Source organism: Methanomassiliicoccales archaeon (genome assembly GCA_035527755.1).
In the GTDB taxonomy this organism is placed as follows: domain Archaea; phylum Thermoplasmatota; class Thermoplasmata; order Methanomassiliicoccales; family UBA472; genus UBA472.
Genome location: DATKZX010000010.1, coordinates 14896 through 31601, shown reverse-complemented (window position 1 = coordinate 31601; position 16706 = coordinate 14896). Strand labels below are relative to the sequence as shown.

Below are 16706 nucleotides of genomic sequence, written 5' to 3'. Positions count from 1 at the left end.
CTCCTAAAGATCGTTCCCCGCATATGATAGACTGAAGCTCTTGTTGATCAGAGGGAAATCAGGGACGATGTTCTCCAATACAGCCAGTTCGATTGCTGGCCAATTGCAGAACGAGGGATCGCGCACCTTGTGGCGCGTGACCCTTCCATCGTGGACGTGCAGTACGTGCATCAGCTCCCCTCGAGGCGCTTCCACCAGACCCACGTACATGCCATCGTCGAGATCGTTGAGCTTGAGAGAAGATTCCCCCATGGGCATTCTGTCCAGAGCCTCCATTACAAGGCTGATCGATTCCTTGACCTCCTCGAACTTGACGTTCATTCTGGCAAGCACGTCCCCGTCCTTTTCCACCGGGACCTTGAAATTGAGCTTGCCATACATTTCGTAAGAATGGTCCCGGCGCACGTCGACGTTCAGTCCGCTGGCCCTGGCCAACGGTCCAACCAGTCTCAGTTCCCTGGCAGCCTTTTCTTTGACAATCCCAGTGGTCTCAACCCGGTCCATGAAGGAAGGGGTGCCAATCATCCTTTGCACGGTCGTGTGGAGCATGTTGCCGACCTCCATCAGGGTGCTTTGCACGTCATTGATGGCCTTTTCGTGGAAAACGTCCCGGGTCCCACCCAATTTTACGGTCCCCCAAAGCAATCGGTGCCCGGTCAATCTCGAGTTCAGACCCAACATCATCTCTCTCAAGGAGTATATCCTGGCTGCCGGCACGGAGAAGGCCGTGTCCAATGCCAGCCCGGCGATGTCTCCCAGATGATCGTATATCCTTTCCAGTTCAGCCAATGCGCACCGGGCGTATCGCGCCCGGACCGGAACCTCGGACCCGAATTCAATGGCCTGGCAGTATGCTAAGGCGTGGGCTACGCCGTTGTCTCCGGATATCCTCTCAACCATCCTAAGGGCTTTGGCCGAGGACGCGTCCTCCAACGACTTTTCCACTCCACGATGCACGTAGCCCAGTCGGATCTCCAGGTTTAGTATCGGCTCCCCAGCGATGGAGAAACGGAAGTGCCCGGGTTCAATGACCCCGGCGTGCACCGGACCGACCGGCACCTCGAACACCCCATCCCCTTCGATCGTCTTGAACTCATACGCGGAAGGCGTTCTAGGTACGTCCGTTCGGAGATCGAAGTCCTTTCGCAGCGGGTGATTTCCTTCCGGCCAACGATCGTATAGGACCAGTGGGCGGGGGTCGGGATGACCTAGGGGCTTGATGCCGTACATGTCCTGGATCTCACGCTCGTACCAATTCGCATAGTATATCGAGGGGGAGAGAGAAGGGAAGGAATCGCGCACCTTGCTCGTCAGGGTCATGAGCTGGCCCTGCCCTTCGAGAGATAGTATGCAATGCAGTGTGAACGTCCCCTGGGAAGCCCGGTCGTCCGTGGCGTGCAGGGAAAGCATGACCGCTCCATGCTTACCGCACATGGCCTTAGCGACATCGGCGAAGCTCTGTCCCTGCACCTCGCAGATGACCCCCCTGTGCCCCGGTGAGATGGAGATCGTGGCGTCCCCGAACTCTTGTTCCCATCCCGCCTTTACCCCAGCAAAACCATCTGTGTTCATACCTGACCCCCGAACAGCGCGACGATATCACGCAGAGCATCGCTCAGACCATCCGGTATGAATATCCCCATGACCAGTATGATGACGACCAATGCTATCATCGGGATCAGTCCTGCCTTGTTGACCTCTCCCTTCTCCATTCCCTCCGGAGGGTCCCCGAAGATCATTCTGACCACGTGACCCATGAATGCGGCGAATATTATCACGATCATACCGGCGTAGAGCAGCGCGGGCAGGATATTACCCTGGTCGATGCCGCCGGTGAGCACCATAATCTCGCTCGTGAATACGCTGAAGGGCGGGGACCCGGTAATAGCTAAGGCGCCCATGAGCAGCAGGATCGAGGTAACTGGCATGGTCCTGCTCAATCCTCTGACCCCGTCGATGCTCTTGGTCTTGTACTTCTGGAGCACGTTTCCAGCACCGAAGAACAGCAGTGCTTTGGTCATGGAGTGGTTGAACATGTGCAACAATGCACCGAAGATGCCCCAGAAGCCTCCGAACCCGAACCCTATGGCTATGATGCCCATGTGTTCGATGCTCGAGTACGCCAGGAGACGCTTGTAGTCCTTCTGGGTGATTATGAACGCGGCGGCTATGCCCAGCGATAATAGGCCGAAGAGCAGGAGCAGGCCACTGCTGAAAGCCCCACCGATCGAGGAATGGGTCATCAATATGTGATACCTTAGGACCGCGTACATGGCACAGTTCAACAGCACCCCCGACAGCAGGGCGCTCACCGGGCTGGGCGCCTGGGAGTGCGCGTCGGGAAGCCAAGTGTGCATGGGGGCCAGTCCGACCTTGGTACCGTAACCTATCAGAACGAGAACGAACCCGATCTTCAGGAAGGCCGGATCGAGCTGCCCGGCCACTGCCATCAACGAGGTCCAGTGCAGATCGCTGTTCTCCCCCAGAACATCGATCGAGGAGGCGTAGACGAATATGGTGCCCAGCAGTGCCAGGGAGATGCCTATCGAACAGATGATGAGATATTTCCAGGCCGCTTCCAGGGATGTGCCTTTGTTATAGAACCCCACCAAAAAGGCCGAGACCAGCGTTGTGCCCTCCACCGCTATCCACACTATGCCGAGGTTGTTGGAGACCACCACCAGCACCATGGTGAATATGAACAGGAATAGGAAGGTGTAGTAAAGACCGAGCATGTTTGAGCTGACTTCCCCACTCTCGTGCTCGTGCCGCATATAGGGAACGGAATAGAGAATGGCCAGGAACCCTATCAGGACGATGATGAGCAGCATGAAGGCGCCCAGTTGGTCCAAGTACCACATGCCCTCATCGATGATCCCTTCCTCAAATACGTGGAGCACCAGGACCGATCCTAGAAGGAGCAGCAGCCCTGCCCCCAGGACGCTGGCCGTCTCAACCAGCTTGGTGTATCGATTGAGCAGCAGGCAGACCAAGGCCACGGCCACTGGTAAAAGAAGGAGCGTGATGATCAATCCTTCAACCCCCTCAAGATGCTGGCGTCAATGGAATCAAATGTGCGGTTGATGCGGAAGGCGAAGAGCCCCATTATGATGACGCCCACCAGCACATCGAAGAACACTCCCAGCTCGACGATCATCGGCATGCTGTAGGTGGTAGATATGGCCGCTAAGAACACTCCGTTCTCGACCACCAACAGGCCGATGACCTCGGTGATGGCCTTCCTTCTGGAGACCATGAGGAACATGCCGATCAGCACAGAGGCGAACGATATCGCCAGACAGTTGCTGGTGATGGCCGTGCCTTGCTGCATCAATGGTTCGGTCACAAAGTACGCCAGCAGGGTTATGGCCGCGCATATCAGGAGGGATCCAGGTATCTTCACTAAAGGCTCCACTTCCCTCTTCACCTGGATCTTGGTCGTCGCGTAATTGATGAACCGGGGGATGATCACGGCCTTCAGCACTATGCTCAGGACGGCCACGATGTAAATGTGCTCCGCCCCGGTCTCGAAGGCCACCACCGCGGCCAAAGCCCCCAGAGCCAGAGATTGAATGGCGAATATACGGGTCAGGGACCTCATCCGGCTACTGGCCACCAGCATGAAATCTGTTAACAATATTATGGCGGCCAGGGTGTTGATGGCGTCGAGGCTAAGTGAGTTTAACATGGGGGGTCCCTCATAGAATATAGAACGACATCACCGCCAGCAATGACAGCGAGAACGATACGGTCAACAGGTTGGGCAGGCGGAACAGGCGCATTTTAGCCATGGACGACTCAATGATCGCTATGGCTAGGCTGAACAGGGTTATCTTCAGGATCACGGCGAAAATGCCGATTATCAGGGCCATGGGCGTTACTTCCGTGGCGATGCCCCATGGCAGGAAGGTGTTGGCCATGATGACCAGGTAGAGCAGCAACTTGGTCATGCTGGACCACTCCATGAGCGCCAGCTGCTTCCCGGAATGCTCCAGTATCATAGCCTCGTGTATCATTGTCAGTTCCAGATGGGTGGCCGGATTGTCCACCGGAACGCGGGCGTTCTCGGCCAAGGTGGATATGAAGAAGGCGGCCAATGCCAGGAACAGAGCGGGAGGGACCAGGTCCAAACCGGTGGTGGCCAAGTTGAAGGATATCTCCCCCAGACGGGTGGTGCCCGAGATCAATGCCATGGTGAATATCGAGAGCAGTATGGTCGGTTCGACCATGGCCGATATGGTCATCTCGCGGCTGCTTCCCATACCGCCGAACGCGGAGCCCGCGTCCAGACCGGCCAGGGCCATGAAGAAGCGCATCATGCCGAAGAGATAGACCACCACGATGATGTCCCCGATGAAATTGATCGAGCTGGTTGTGAAGAAGGGGATCATCAATGCCGCGGTGATTACCGCGGTCATGCAAATGTAGGGCGTCGCCGTGAACAGCCATGAGGCGTCCTTGGAGATCACGGAATCCTTATGGAACAGTTTGGTCAGATCACGATACGGCTGTAATACCGAGGGGCCTTGCCTTCCCTGAAAGAATGCCTTGAACTTGCGGATGAGCCCGGTGAACAGCGGGGCGAGGGCCAATAGGAACAGGGTCTGGATCATGGCAAGCAACATCATTTCACCTCAGGACGACCAGGAGCAGGATCAACACGACAAATATGTACCCCAGATAGGTCTGTATGCTCCCGGTCTGGATCACGCTCACCTTTCTAGCCAGCCATCTTACCCCGACTTCCATAGGCTCATAGAAGTACCTCTCGAACACCGGTTCGATGGTGCTGGTATACCTCATATCGCTCTTGACATATGGGGAGATGTGTGAAGTGGACCTGAATACCCTTAGAGGATGGTACACCCATGAGAACATGCGGTTAATGGGGTTCGAGAAGCCCCTGCCAGAGTATTCAGTGCGGGATGTCAGGGGCGTTCCGCAGTCCCATGTGTCCGCCCTGACCACCTTTCTCCGCCCGCCATAGAGATGGGTGATAGCCAATACCCCCACGAATACCGATGTTAGCAGGACGCCGATCAGCAGGGGTGACATCTGTGAGAACTCACCTACGGTTGGCACGATCAGGAATCCGCTGATAAGATGCTCCCCGATCGACACGCCGACAAGCGGGGAGGTGACATCGTCCATTACGGGAAGGATCATGAAGGACAGGACACCGGCCAGGATGCACAGGGCAGACAGTATGCCCATTCCCACGAGCATGGTCCTAGGCACTTCCTCGGCCCGCTCCGCCTCTTCACTGCGCGGCCTGGCCAAGAACGTGATGCCGTAGGCCTTGAGGAAGGCCGCGGCGGCCAGGGCTCCGGTGATGGCCAATGTGCCCAATGCTACTGGGATCAGTATCTTGACTATCGCATCCGGGATGTTGAACGATTGCAACATGGATTGAAAGATCAACCACTCGCTGACGAACCCGGTCAATGGTGGTATGGCCGCTATAGAGAGCACACCGATGAAGAACATCAGGCTGGTATACGGCATCCGCTTGGCCAGTCCCCCCAACTTCTCCATGTTCCTGGTATGAGCGGCATAGAGCACGCTTCCCGCCCCCATGAACAGTAAGGATTTGAACAGGGCGTGGCTCAGAACATGCATCAGGGCAGCTATGAGCGCCAGCGCGGCCAGTTCCTTCAGCCCATAGGACTGGAATATCATGGCCACCCCCAGCGCCATCAGGATGATGCCGATGTTCTCGACAGTGGAGAACGCCAGCATACGTTTTATATCGCTCTCTATCAGCGCATACATAACTCCGAGCAGGGCAGAGACGCAGGCGACCGCTAGAACGATCACGCCCCACCAGGCGTCCTGGACGCCGAGGAAGCCGAAGTAGCAGCGTATGAGCATGTAGATGGCCGTCTTTACCATCACAGCGGACATCAGGGAGGATATGTTGGAAGGTGCGGCGGGATGGGCCATGGGCAGCCAAGTGTGGAACGGGATTATCCCCGCCTTGGTCCCAAAGCCGACCAACCAAAGAGCGAACACGGATGAACGTAGAAGGTCTGACATCCCGAGGGCCGCTCCGTGGAAGGAGGAGAACTCGAACGATCCAGATTCCGAGTACATCAATATGAAGCCGATCGTGATGGCCGCCGTTCCTATGTGCGTCATGATCAGGTAAAAGAGACCGGAAGCGACCGTTCCCTTCTCCCTGCTTTCGAATATCACCAGAAAATAGGAGGAAAGGGACATCGTCTCCCACATTATCAGGAACAGGATGGCATTGGATGATGAGACGACCATTATCATCGAGACATAGAAGATGTTGAACAGGGACCCCATCAAGCCGACCGGGTATTTGCCGTAATAATGCCTAACGTAGCCGAGCGAATATATGGATACGGCGAAGGTGACCAGCGAGATTATGATAATGAATAGCGCGCTGAGACCGTCAACCGCGAAGGCGAACGTTCCGAACGGGGAGGAGAACGGAAAATCTAATCGCATCGGACCGTTCAAGAGAACGTCCGCACCGATGATGAGCCCCACCAGAGAGGCCATCGCCGAAGCCCCGAATGCCACTGCTGCGCTGATCTTGGGCCTATTGTTCAATGCTGCGGCAAGAGGAGCGCCGAACAACGCCAGTGCGAGAAGGATATAAAATAGATTGTTACTGTCCATAAAGACACCGTTCGATCCTTGAGACAGTGAAGAGCTCTTTCCCCGCACGATGCATAATCGTTACCAAGATCGTTCTAATGACCTGCCTACGGAAGCCCGCAAATCAGATGCACCCTTTAAATATTTCTATGCGACCGAATCAAATTTAAGAACACCAAACAAGGGCTTCGCCCCCTTTCTCGGACTTGTCGTTCATACATCTCTACGGCCTACGCTAGCGGATCACGGAACAACGGACATGATCAGAGATAATTATTATAGCTCAGACCATGCCTAGGATAGAGGGGGTTCAATGAACGGAAAGGGCTTGGAGGGCGAGGACAAGGTCTTGTCGATCTTGGCATCAGCGCTGAGGATAGAGGAGTTCGGGATCGAGTTCTATCGCCAGTTCAGTAAGTGCGCCAGAGAGGAGAAGGGCGCGGCATTGCTTCGCGGGCTTGCTCGAGATGAGGTTCAGCACAAGGAGCGCATCGAAAAGGAGATGAGAAGGATCGCCCCCGGAGCCGACCTGGGGAAGGTACGTCCATCTGGATCGTTACTGGGGATCGTCCCGGAGAAGGCCTTCCCATTCCCCCCGGACCGCTGTATGACCCTGGAGGACGAGATCAAGGCATTGGAGATCGGAATAAAGGTGGAGATCGGGTCGGTCGAAATGTATCGCAGCGCGGCGATCCAGGTGACCGAGCCCGGTGCCCATGACCTTTTGGAGAAATTGGCCCATGTCGAGGAGGGTCACCGAAAGCTCCTGGAAGATAACCTATACCTGCTGCAGAACGAGGGTGCCTGGTACGGTTACTCTCCGATCTTGGAAGGTTAGATATGAAGGGAGATCGACCTGTGGCCCACCTTCTTACATGATAATTATTTTAAATATATTTTTGTTTCTTATATGATTTAGCCATTACGATTGATGAGCTGAAAAAACTTTAATACAGGTTGGACATGCATACTGCACACTCTAAACAGGGTTGGTGTTCTGCCAATCTTCCTCATTTGGGCTCAGAGGTATCATAATGGTAAAATTACCGAACATAGAAAGGGAAATTCAAGCTTGCCTTCAATGCGGTTACTGCATTCGCACTTGTGAGACGTGGAACCAAACACCCTGGGAATCGGTCACACCCCGCGGGAAGGTCTATTACATCTCCCAACTGGGCAAGAGGACCGCTTTGGATAAATTATTGGGCCGTAAGGTCGTCATCGACGATGAGTTCGTAGATGCATTGTTCAGATGCACCACCTGTGCCGCTTGCTCCACTGTCTGCCATGTAGGTATTGACTTCGCTGAGTTCTGGGAGAAGGTTCGGGAATGGTGCGTCGAGAACGGTTACGGCCCCATGCCAGCCCATAAGAAGATCAAGGAACGCCTGGAGGAGGTCTGCAACCCCTACGGTGAGCCGAAAGATAAGAGAGGCGCCTGGTATCCGGCCGTGCCAAAGACGGACAACCCCGATGTGGTCTTCTTTGCCGGATGCACCGCATCCTACCGCATGCAGAACCTGGCGAAGACCAGCATTCTCTTCCTAAACCGCTGCGGGGTCTCCACCAACATATTGGAAGGGGATGAATGGTGTTGTACATCTCCCGCGCTCAGAACGGGACAGACCGGTCTGACGTACCGCTTCGCCGAGCACACCATCAATGCCGTCGACCATATGGGGGCCCAGGCCATGGTAACTGCCTGCGCGGGTTGCTATAAGACCACTATCCACGACTATGGAAAGTACTACTCCCACCCAACCTTCGAGGTGTTCCACTTCGCCCAGTTCGCCAGCAAGCTGATCAAGGAGAAGAAGGTCAAGTTCACCAAGGAGATCAATGCCAAGGTCACCTACCACGACCCGTGCCATCTAGGGCGTCACGCCAAGGTCTACGATGAGCCGCGAGAGGCTATAAAGGCCATTCCGGGAGTGGAGTTCGTGGAGATGAAGAACATCCGGGAGAGGTCCCGGTGCTGCGGTGCCGGTGGCGGTTACAAGAGCCAGTATAACGATCTGGCGATCAACATCGCCGTTGAGAGGGTAAAGGAGGCCGTGGAGACCGGAGCGGACATCCTGGCCACAACCTGCCCCTTCTGTGTGCTCAATCTGCAGCAGGCAGCCAAGAAGATCGGCGCTAAGATCAAGGTCATGGACGTGTGTGAGATGTTGGCTTTGGCAACTGAACCATTGGATGTTGCCGAGCCGGCCACGCAGTAAACTCCTTAATTAAATCCCTTTCCGATTTTTCATTTTTCGGTATGTGAGCCAACGGTCCCCATGCCACATGACCAATGATGATCCCAATCAGTCACGGACAGCGCATTTCCTTCGACGCGGGTATCAAGGCATAGTCACCGCGGATTTCAAGGACTACCTACGTAAGTGGATCCCCCTTAGCATTTTGATCGGAGTAGGCGCTGGATTTGGAGCTCTGGCCTTCCAGTGGCTCCTGCTCGCCATCTGGCATTTATCCTATGACGCGACAGAGATACCCTGGTACCTGCGGTTGTTCCTACCAGCCATAGGAGGGCTCATCGCCGGGATCGTGATCTCTCGGTTCTCACCTGAAGCGGCCGGGGGAGGGACCGGTTATGTGATAGAGGCCATCCACCACCACGGAGGGAGAGTTCGGCCCCGCTCCGGGCTCGTCAAGATATTGGCCTCCGCGGTCACCATCGGTACTGGGGGCAGTGCCGGAAGGGAAGGCCCCATCATGCACATCGGGGCGGCCATTTCCTCGTTCTTCGGCGACCGTCTGAAGTTGAAGAAGGGAGATATGCGCACCTTCGCCATCGCTGGGGCGGCGGCCGGTCTATCGGCGGTGTTCCGGGCGCCCCTGGGAGCGGCCATATACGCCATCGAGGTACCGTACAAGAACGATCTGGAGCCAGGGGCGGTCATCCCATCCATGATCGCCAGCGTGGTGTCATACCTGGTCTTCGTCCCTTTCAATGGATACGAGCCGTTGTTCGAGGCCCTCGATATTCATCTGGAGATGGACCTGGTCATCGCCGTAGGGATCATATTACTGGGCATACTGATAGGATTGGCGGGCAGGTTGTTCATTTCCAGCATGCAACTGACCGAGCGGCTGATCAAACGCAGCTCCCTGCCCCTGCCCTCCAAGATCATGTACGGAGGACTGGTGGTAGGATGCATCGGCCTGTTCGTCCCTCAGGTGCTGGGGTTGGCCGAGAACGAGATAGGGATGCTGATAAAGGGGTCCATCACCTCGATCGGGTTCCTACTGACCCTTTTCGTCATGAAAATGGTAGCTACCAGTGTCACCGTGGGCAGCGGAGGGAGCGGGGGGGTGTTCTTTCCCTCCCTTATGATGGGCGGGGCGTTAGGGTCCGCCTTCGCCCTGGTCTTGGGTCTGACGCCTATACCGCTCTTCGCCATCGCCGGGATGGGGGCCATGATGGCCGGGGTCTCCAAAACGCCCATAGCCGCGTCGGTTTTCATGGCCGAGGTGATAGGGGGTTATACCGTGCTTATTCCGGTCATGTTGGCATCCGTCGTCTCCTATATCGTCACCGGTGATCAGACCCTGTTCCGCAATCAGGTGGCCAGACGACCCTTCATCTACGACCCGGGAGTCTTGGACGATGTGCCTGTGGAATTGATCATGCGAAGGAACCCTATCGCTTTGACCCCGGAGATGAGCGTGGAGGAGGCCCGGAGGGGCACGGCCGAGGAACCGCATTACCTTTACCCGGTGGTGAACGTCGGTGGAATGGTGGTGGGAGTGATGCTCAGAGAGGTTCTGGATGAATATTCCGATCCATCCGCCAGGATAGGATATATTATGTCCAGGCATTACGAGAAGGTCAGGGCGGGAACCTCGACGTTCAAGGCCTTCGAGGACATGAACATCAAACAGATATCCCGGATGCTTGTTGTGGGGCAAGACAACGGCATTCTCCTGGGAATGCTTACCCGCATCGACATTATGGAATACCTCGAGCATAGTGATGAGGTACATCATCTCTATTGAAAGGAAGAGGACATGGTATTCGAGCTGCTGGACCCCCGCATCCGCAAGGTGCTGGAGGAAATGGACATCAGAGAGCCGACCGGGGCTCAGAACGAAGCGATACCGTCGGTGCTGGACGGAGACAATGTTCTTTTGGTTGCCCCGACCGGCATCGGTAAGACCGAGGCGGCCATGCTGCCCCTGCTGCACCATCTCATCAAAACCCCTGGAAAAGGGGTGCGGTTACTGTACATCACTCCTCTGAGAGCGCTGAACCGGGACATGCTCAAACGGCTGGAAGAGTTCGGGGAGGCTTTGGACCTGAGGGTGGCGGTGCGCCACGGCGACACCTCGCAGAGCGAGCGGACAAGGCAGTCGAAATACGCCCCGGACATCCTCATCACCACGCCGGAGACCCTGCAGGTCATGTTCACCGGCAAGAACCTCCGGGTCCACCTGGCCAATGTGAAGTACGTGGTAGTGGACGAGATACATGAACTGGCCAACGACGAGCGCGGAGCGCAACTGTCGGTCGCCTTGGAAAGGTTGGTAGAGCTAGCGGGGGAATTCCAGCGAGTCGGACTTTCGGCCACCGTCGGTTCACACCAGGAGGTGGCAAATTATCTTGGCGGCTCAGGACGCATGGTACGAATAATCCGGGCCAGAGTGATAAAGGAGATCGATATCGGAGTGCAGTGCCCGGAGGTGAAGGACGAGGACAAAGATCTTGCCGGCACCCTGCAGAGCGATCCTCAGCTCATCGCCTGCATGCGCCTGGCAAAGAAGCTGATAGAGTCGCATAACTCCACTCTGCTGTTCGTCAACACCCGTGACACGGCCGAGGCCCTGGCCGCCCGCTTTCACCTGTGGGATGAGGAGTTCAGGGTGGGAGTGCATCACGGTTCGCTCAGCAAGGAGACCCGGGTGGAGATGGAGGACGACTTCAAGAACGAGCGGTTGCAGGGTTTGATCTGCACCTCCTCGCTGGAGCTTGGTATCGATATCGGTTCCTCGGACTTCGCCATCCAGTACAACTCTCCTCGCCAGGTCTCTCGTCTGGTCCAGAGGATGGGACGAGCCGGTCACAAGATCGGCCGTAAGACGGAGGGGGCCATCGTCGCCTCCTCACCGGACGAGATCGCCGAAAGCCTGGTGGTGACCAGGATGGCCTTGGCCGAGGAGTACGAGACCATGCTGGTGAGGAAGGAGCCGCTGACCGTGCTGGCCAACCAGTTGGTCTCAATGACCGTGGCCGGCCCGGTGTCAATAGAGAGAGCGTTCCGGGTAGTGCGACGGTCCTATCCCTTCCGCGACCTGGAACGTAGCAAGTTCGATACGGTGTTGAATCAGCTGGCCGAGATAGGCCTGGTCTTCTTGAACGAGGACAAGTACAAGAGATCGGCCCGGGGTCGCAAGTACTTCTACGACAACATCTCCATGATCCCTGATGAGCGCACCTACAAGATCAGGGACATAGGGACGCGAAAGATCGTAGGCACCCTGGACGAGAGCTTCGTGATCTCTTTCGCCGAGCCGTATGCTACGTTCATCACCCGCGGGCGTTCCTGGCGCATCGTGGAGATCATGGACGATGAACTACTGGTGGAACAGGTCAAGGAGATCGGCTCCATTCCCTCATGGGTGGGCGAGGACCTGCCGGTACCGTTCGAGGTGGCCCAAGAGGTGGGTCGCATGCGTGAGGGATACGATACAGGTCTGTATCAGGGGGACGCGGTGGCCTACCAGATCCTGGACGATTACCTGAAGGAGCATCGGGACGGCTTTCCCATGCCCACCGACCGGCGTATCACACTAGAGATCGGGAATAAGCTGGCCATATTGAACATGTGCTTCGGCAGCAAGGTCAATGAGACCATATCCAAGATGATCTCGGTGCTTTTGTCCGCTCGTCTCGGAGAAAGCGTGGCAGTGACGACGGACCCTTACAGAGTAATCATAGACCTGCCGAGGGACGTGCGCCCAGCATTGATCGTGGAGACCCTTCGCTCCATCGATGCAGCCACGGTCGAAAGCCTCATCCGTCTGGTCATGAAGAACTCCAGCCACATGCGCTGGCGCTTCGTGTTCGTGGCCAAGAAGTTCGGGGCGGTGGACCGGGACGCCGATTACAAGAACGTCAGCTTCGGGCGTTTGGTGGAGGCATATGAGAACTCATCGCTGATGAAGGAGGCGGTGGACAAGGTATTGTGGGAGGACTTCGACGTCGATCGTACGGTCCAGGTCATAAAGGACATTGGGTCGGGGGCCATCGATATCGCCATATGCGGCCTTTCACCCATAGGCAAGGCCGGCCTCTCCCATTCCAAGGAACTGATCACCCCCCAGCGTGCCGATCATTCCATACTCATGGCCTTGAAGAAAAGGCTGGAGGAGGAGAGCCTGCATATGTCCTGCCTGAACTGCGGTACGCAGTGGAGGCTCAAGACCAAGGAGGCCCCCCACCACATATTGTGTCAAAAATGCGGGGGACAGATGATCGCCGCCCTCAACGGCTACAACCGCGAAAACATCCGTCTGCTCAGGAAGAAGGACCTGAAGGAAGATGAGGAGAAAGAACTGCGCCGTCTCTTCAAGAACGCCTCCCTGGTACAGAGAGACGGCAGAAAGGCCATGCTGGCATTGAGCGGGCGCGGTGTGGGTGCGGATACGGCCGCCCGTATCTTGGGCAGTTTTTTAGAGAACGAAGACGATTTTCTGCGCGAAATATTGAGCGCGGAGATCAACTACGCCCGCACCAAGCGTTTCTGGGATTAGCCGTTCCGAACCTTGTTGGTCAGGCTTCCCACCCCAGGTATGGAGGCGTATACCTCATCACCGTGCTTGATCGGTCCGACCCCGCTGGGTGTCCCGGTGGCGATTATGTCACCCCGCTCCAGGGTCATGAACCTCGATATGTAGGAGATCAGCTCCTCCGGGGCGAATATCATCTGAGCGGTGTTGCCCTTCTGCCGCAGCTCCCCGTTGACCTTCAGCTCAAGGTCCAAGGAGCGCAGGTCCCCGATCTCACGCAGGGGCATCGGATCGCTTATGGGAGCGAAGGTGTCCATGCCCTTGCAAAGGGACCATGGCAACCCTGCCTTGCGGGCAACGGACTGCATATCTCGGGCGGTCACGTCATTGAACACCGCCACAGATCGCACATACTGCAACCCTTTGTCCGCGGAGATGTTCCTTCCTGAACGACCGATGATGAGGGCGAGCTCGATCTCGTGGTGCACCGTTCCGATGTCCGGAGGGATGATTATGGTCCTTCCGTCACCGATCAAAGCGGTTGACGGCTTCAAGAACAATACTGGCTCGACCGGTTCATCCGAGCTCATCTCCTTTATGTGGGCCCGGTAGTTCTGCCCTACGCAGACGATCTTGCCACACCTCATATTGCCAGCTCAATCACAGGGGTCGTCGTTCTCACCCACGGTCTCCAATTTGAACATGGCACCGGTACCTTTCAGGGTGAGATACACCCGGTCTGCCATGTATATAGCATCGTCCAGTGTGGCCTTCTTGTCCCACTTGAACACACCATCGTAATTGCCAGTGGTGGGCTGGAAGCCCATATTGTTCAGAGCGTCAAAGACCTCCGAGGGACGGCGGCCTTCGGTATTGAACATGATCGTTATGTAGGTCAACATCGGTGGCTAAATGAGCATCGATGGATAAAAGCTTAGCTGCTCTGGCCATCCTTGCCCTTACCGAACCCCTTGGCCACGATATATATCTCTGAGCTGCTAGAGCGGGAGGCCTTTGGGGAATGTCGCTTGACCGAACCGAAGTAGCGTTCCACCTGAGTAAAGAATTCCTTGCTCATGTTGCCATCGAACATTTTTATGATCAATTTACCGCCAGGGGACAATGTCTGAACGGCGAAGTCCAAGGCCATCTCGCACAGTTCTATGGAGCGGGCGTGGTCCATTGAATAATTACCCGAAATGTTAGGCGACATATCGGACATGACCAGATCGACCTTCCCATCGGTCAATTCCAGCAGTTGCTCGCGTACCTCCGCATGGCGGATATCCCCCTTTATGGTCTGCACCCCTGGCAATGGAACGATGGACTGCAGGTCCACGCCAACCACCTTGCCTTTGGGTCCGACGCGTTCCGCGGCCACCTGGAGCCAACCCCCCGGGGCGGCTCCCAGGTCCACTACGGTCATGCCCCCTTTGATCATTTCAAAACGATCGTTGATCTGAATAAGCTTGAATGAGGCACGGCTACGATAGTCCAGCTGCTTCGCTTTACGATAGTAGAAATCGCTTCGCCGTTCCTTTATCCAGTTCTTGGACATGCTGAACTGCCCAAGTCCTCGCAGGATAAAAAACCATTGCACGACCGATTATTTTTAATCGGCAGGGGTGATTCGGCATTGGGTGAGGCAATGAAGGAAAGCGAATGGACTTATGCCAAGGCGGGAGTGGACATCGACCGAAAATCGTTGGCCATATCCGCGCTGGTAGGCCATCTGAAATACCGGCGCCAGGGTGATGTCCGTATGGTGGAACTTCCCGGCCAGTTCACCGGACTGGTAGAGATGGGAGACCACATATTGACCATGGCCACCGATGGAGTGGGAACCAAGCTGCTGATCGCCGAGGCGCTGAACAAGTGGGACACTGTGGGCATAGATTGCATGGCCATGAACGTCAACGACACCATTTGCGTAGGGGCGGAGCCGCTCGCTTTCGTCGATTATATTGCCATAGACCACCCAGACGAAAAGATCACCGACCAGCTAGGTATCGGTTTGAACAAGGCCGCGGAGCTGGCCAACGTCGACATCATAGGAGGGGAGATCGCCGTCCTGCCAGAGCTCGTCAGGGGGGTCGATCTGTCCGGAACGGCATTGGGATTGGTGCGCAAGGTTGATATGGTAACCGGGGGTGATGTGCGAGAGGGAGACGCCATCATCGGACTGCGCTCTTCGGGCGTTCATTCCAACGGCATGACCCTGGCACGAAAGGTGCTGGAGTCGGCAGATGTTTCATTGGATGATCACGTCGATGGATTGGACAGGAGCATCGGCCTGGAACTGTTGACGCCTACCGATATCTACGTACGCGATGTGCTTAGACTGACCAGGGAGGTAAAGGTCACCGGAATGGTGGACGTCACCGGGGGCGGGCTGAAGAACTTCGTGCGCCTGAAGAAGGGGTTGCAGTACCAGATCACAGACCCCATCGATCCCCATCCAATTTTCAAGGTAATCCAGAGCATGGGCGGGGTCACGGACCTCGAGATGTATAAGACGTTCAACATGGGGATGGGGTACGGCATAATATTGCCTGAAGAGAACGTGGAAGAGGCGCTGTCGATCCTGGGAGAAAAGGCGAAAAAAGTAGGGCGAGTGATCAAGGGTGCCGGTTGCGGCATTCCATCGTTGAACGTGCACTACGATACCTATTGATCTATTGCATGAGATAGGGCAGGCCTATCATCAGCAGCGGGAGAGCTAAGAAACTGGTCAGGAAAACCACTCCTGGCGCCTGTGGTCCGAACCTTTTCTTATTGTTATTCCATGCTTGGAGACGATGGTCGTATGCCAGCCCCCATGTCAATGCCCCGGCCAATGATGTGGCCATGACCCCTTGCAGGAACCAGAAGTACTGGTACGATAATATCAGGCCGATCAGCACCGTTGCCACCAACGCCACCCCGTAGGTCCACCAGTTCCGTCGCAGAGGGTCCATCTTTAGGGTGGCCGTCCAGGTCAGTGCGGTCAATGCCAGGGACGCGAAGGAAATAGCTGGGACCAGTCCGTTCCCGCCCCCCCAATTCAGACCGGATATCTCCCGTATCGGTAGCAGGAGGGCGCAGACCTCGGCCCCCGCCAACGCCGCCAATGATATCGGCAGGGAAATGTCGGTTCGTGCCCCTGACAATGTCATAAGGAGCCAAAGACAGGAACAGGAAGCTATCAGACCAGGGAGCCAGAGCAGAGTTCCCAGCCCCAAGCGTTGACCGTCGACATCGATGTAGAGTCCACCCTGGAAGGTCATGATGAGGGAGATCGTTAACAGGGAGAAAGAAAGGATCGACCACCCCTTGACCCGGAACTTGAGAGCTCTGTCTTCCACGATTTT

The 16706-nt window shown here is 56.1% G+C and carries 14 protein-coding genes; 5 read left to right on the top strand and 9 right to left on the bottom strand.

Going from position 1 to position 16706, the window contains the following annotated elements:
• Positions 1-3: 3 nt before the first annotated feature.
• The 5 genes from VMW85_04655 to hyfB are packed head-to-tail and all read right to left on the bottom strand — an operon-like array spanning position 4 to position 6648.
• Positions 4-1572: an NADH-quinone oxidoreductase subunit C gene (locus VMW85_04655; GenBank protein HUT27317.1), complete on the bottom strand. Its 1569-nt coding sequence runs from the start codon at positions 1570-1572 to the stop codon at positions 4-6.
• Complete coding sequence (locus VMW85_04650) at positions 1569-3032, bottom strand: hydrogenase 4 subunit F (GenBank protein ID HUT27316.1); 1464 nt, start codon at positions 3030-3032, stop codon at positions 1569-1571. Before VMW85_04650 ends, VMW85_04655 begins: the two co-directional genes overlap by 4 nt.
• Positions 3029-3688: a hydrogenase gene (locus tag VMW85_04645; GenBank protein ID HUT27315.1), complete on the bottom strand. Its 660-nt coding sequence runs from the start codon at positions 3686-3688 to the stop codon at positions 3029-3031. The genes VMW85_04650 and VMW85_04645 overlap by 4 nt, the downstream gene beginning before the upstream one ends.
• A 10-nt stretch (positions 3689-3698) precedes the next feature.
• A complete protein-coding gene (locus VMW85_04640; GenBank protein HUT27314.1) occupies positions 3699-4628 on the bottom strand; it encodes an NADH-quinone oxidoreductase subunit H in 930 nt (309 codons plus the stop codon).
• Between the two features lies 1 nt (position 4629).
• Entirely contained in the window at positions 4630-6648 is a 2019-nt protein-coding gene (gene hyfB / locus VMW85_04635) for a hydrogenase 4 subunit B (protein HUT27313.1), read from the bottom strand.
• 292 nt (positions 6649-6940) lie between these two features.
• On the opposite strand from hyfB, the gene VMW85_04630 reads away from it, so the two are divergent.
• The 4 genes from VMW85_04630 to VMW85_04615 all read left to right on the top strand — a co-directional run bounded on the left by VMW85_04630 (position 6941) and on the right by VMW85_04615 (position 13380).
• Positions 6941-7465, top strand: coding sequence for a ferritin family protein (locus VMW85_04630; protein ID HUT27312.1), 525 nt, complete (start codon positions 6941-6943; stop codon positions 7463-7465).
• A gap of 196 nt (positions 7466-7661) precedes the next feature.
• On the top strand, positions 7662-8846 hold the full coding sequence (locus tag VMW85_04625) for a (Fe-S)-binding protein (protein HUT27311.1): 1185 nt from the start codon (positions 7662-7664) through the stop codon (positions 8844-8846).
• A gap of 67 nt (positions 8847-8913) precedes the next feature.
• A complete protein-coding gene (locus tag VMW85_04620; GenBank protein ID HUT27310.1) occupies positions 8914-10626 on the top strand; it encodes a chloride channel protein in 1713 nt (570 codons plus the stop codon).
• Positions 10627-10638: 12 nt separating this feature from the next.
• Complete coding sequence (locus VMW85_04615; GenBank protein HUT27309.1) at positions 10639-13380, top strand: DEAD/DEAH box helicase; 2742 nt, start codon at positions 10639-10641, stop codon at positions 13378-13380.
• Here VMW85_04615 and VMW85_04610 read toward each other — a convergent pair.
• Genes VMW85_04610 through VMW85_04600 form a run of 3 tightly spaced genes read right to left on the bottom strand, consistent with a single transcriptional unit; the run spans position 13377 to position 14914 of the window.
• Complete coding sequence (locus VMW85_04610) at positions 13377-14003, bottom strand: fumarylacetoacetate hydrolase family protein (GenBank protein ID HUT27308.1); 627 nt, start codon at positions 14001-14003, stop codon at positions 13377-13379. The two genes, VMW85_04615 and VMW85_04610, sit on opposite strands and share 4 nt — an antisense overlap.
• 9 nt (positions 14004-14012) lie before the next feature.
• Positions 14013-14258 carry a hypothetical protein gene (locus VMW85_04605; GenBank protein HUT27307.1) on the bottom strand — a complete coding sequence of 82 codons (246 nt, stop codon included), beginning with the start codon at positions 14256-14258 and terminating at the stop codon, positions 14013-14015.
• Between the two features lie 32 nt (positions 14259-14290).
• On the bottom strand, positions 14291-14914 hold the full coding sequence (locus VMW85_04600; GenBank protein HUT27306.1) for an RlmE family RNA methyltransferase: 624 nt from the start codon (positions 14912-14914) through the stop codon (positions 14291-14293).
• A 90-nt stretch (positions 14915-15004) separates the two neighbouring features.
• On the opposite strand from VMW85_04600, the gene purM reads away from it, so the two are divergent.
• The gene (purM, locus tag VMW85_04595; GenBank protein HUT27305.1) at positions 15005-16030 is read left to right on the top strand and encodes a phosphoribosylformylglycinamidine cyclo-ligase; all 1026 of its coding nucleotides are present in this window, start codon (positions 15005-15007) and stop codon (positions 16028-16030) included.
• Between the two features lies 1 nt (position 16031).
• On the opposite strand, the gene VMW85_04590 is transcribed toward purM, so the two are convergent.
• Positions 16032-16700 carry a hypothetical protein gene (locus VMW85_04590; protein ID HUT27304.1) on the bottom strand — a complete coding sequence of 223 codons (669 nt, stop codon included), beginning with the start codon at positions 16698-16700 and terminating at the stop codon, positions 16032-16034.
• Positions 16701-16706: the final 6 nt, after the last annotated feature.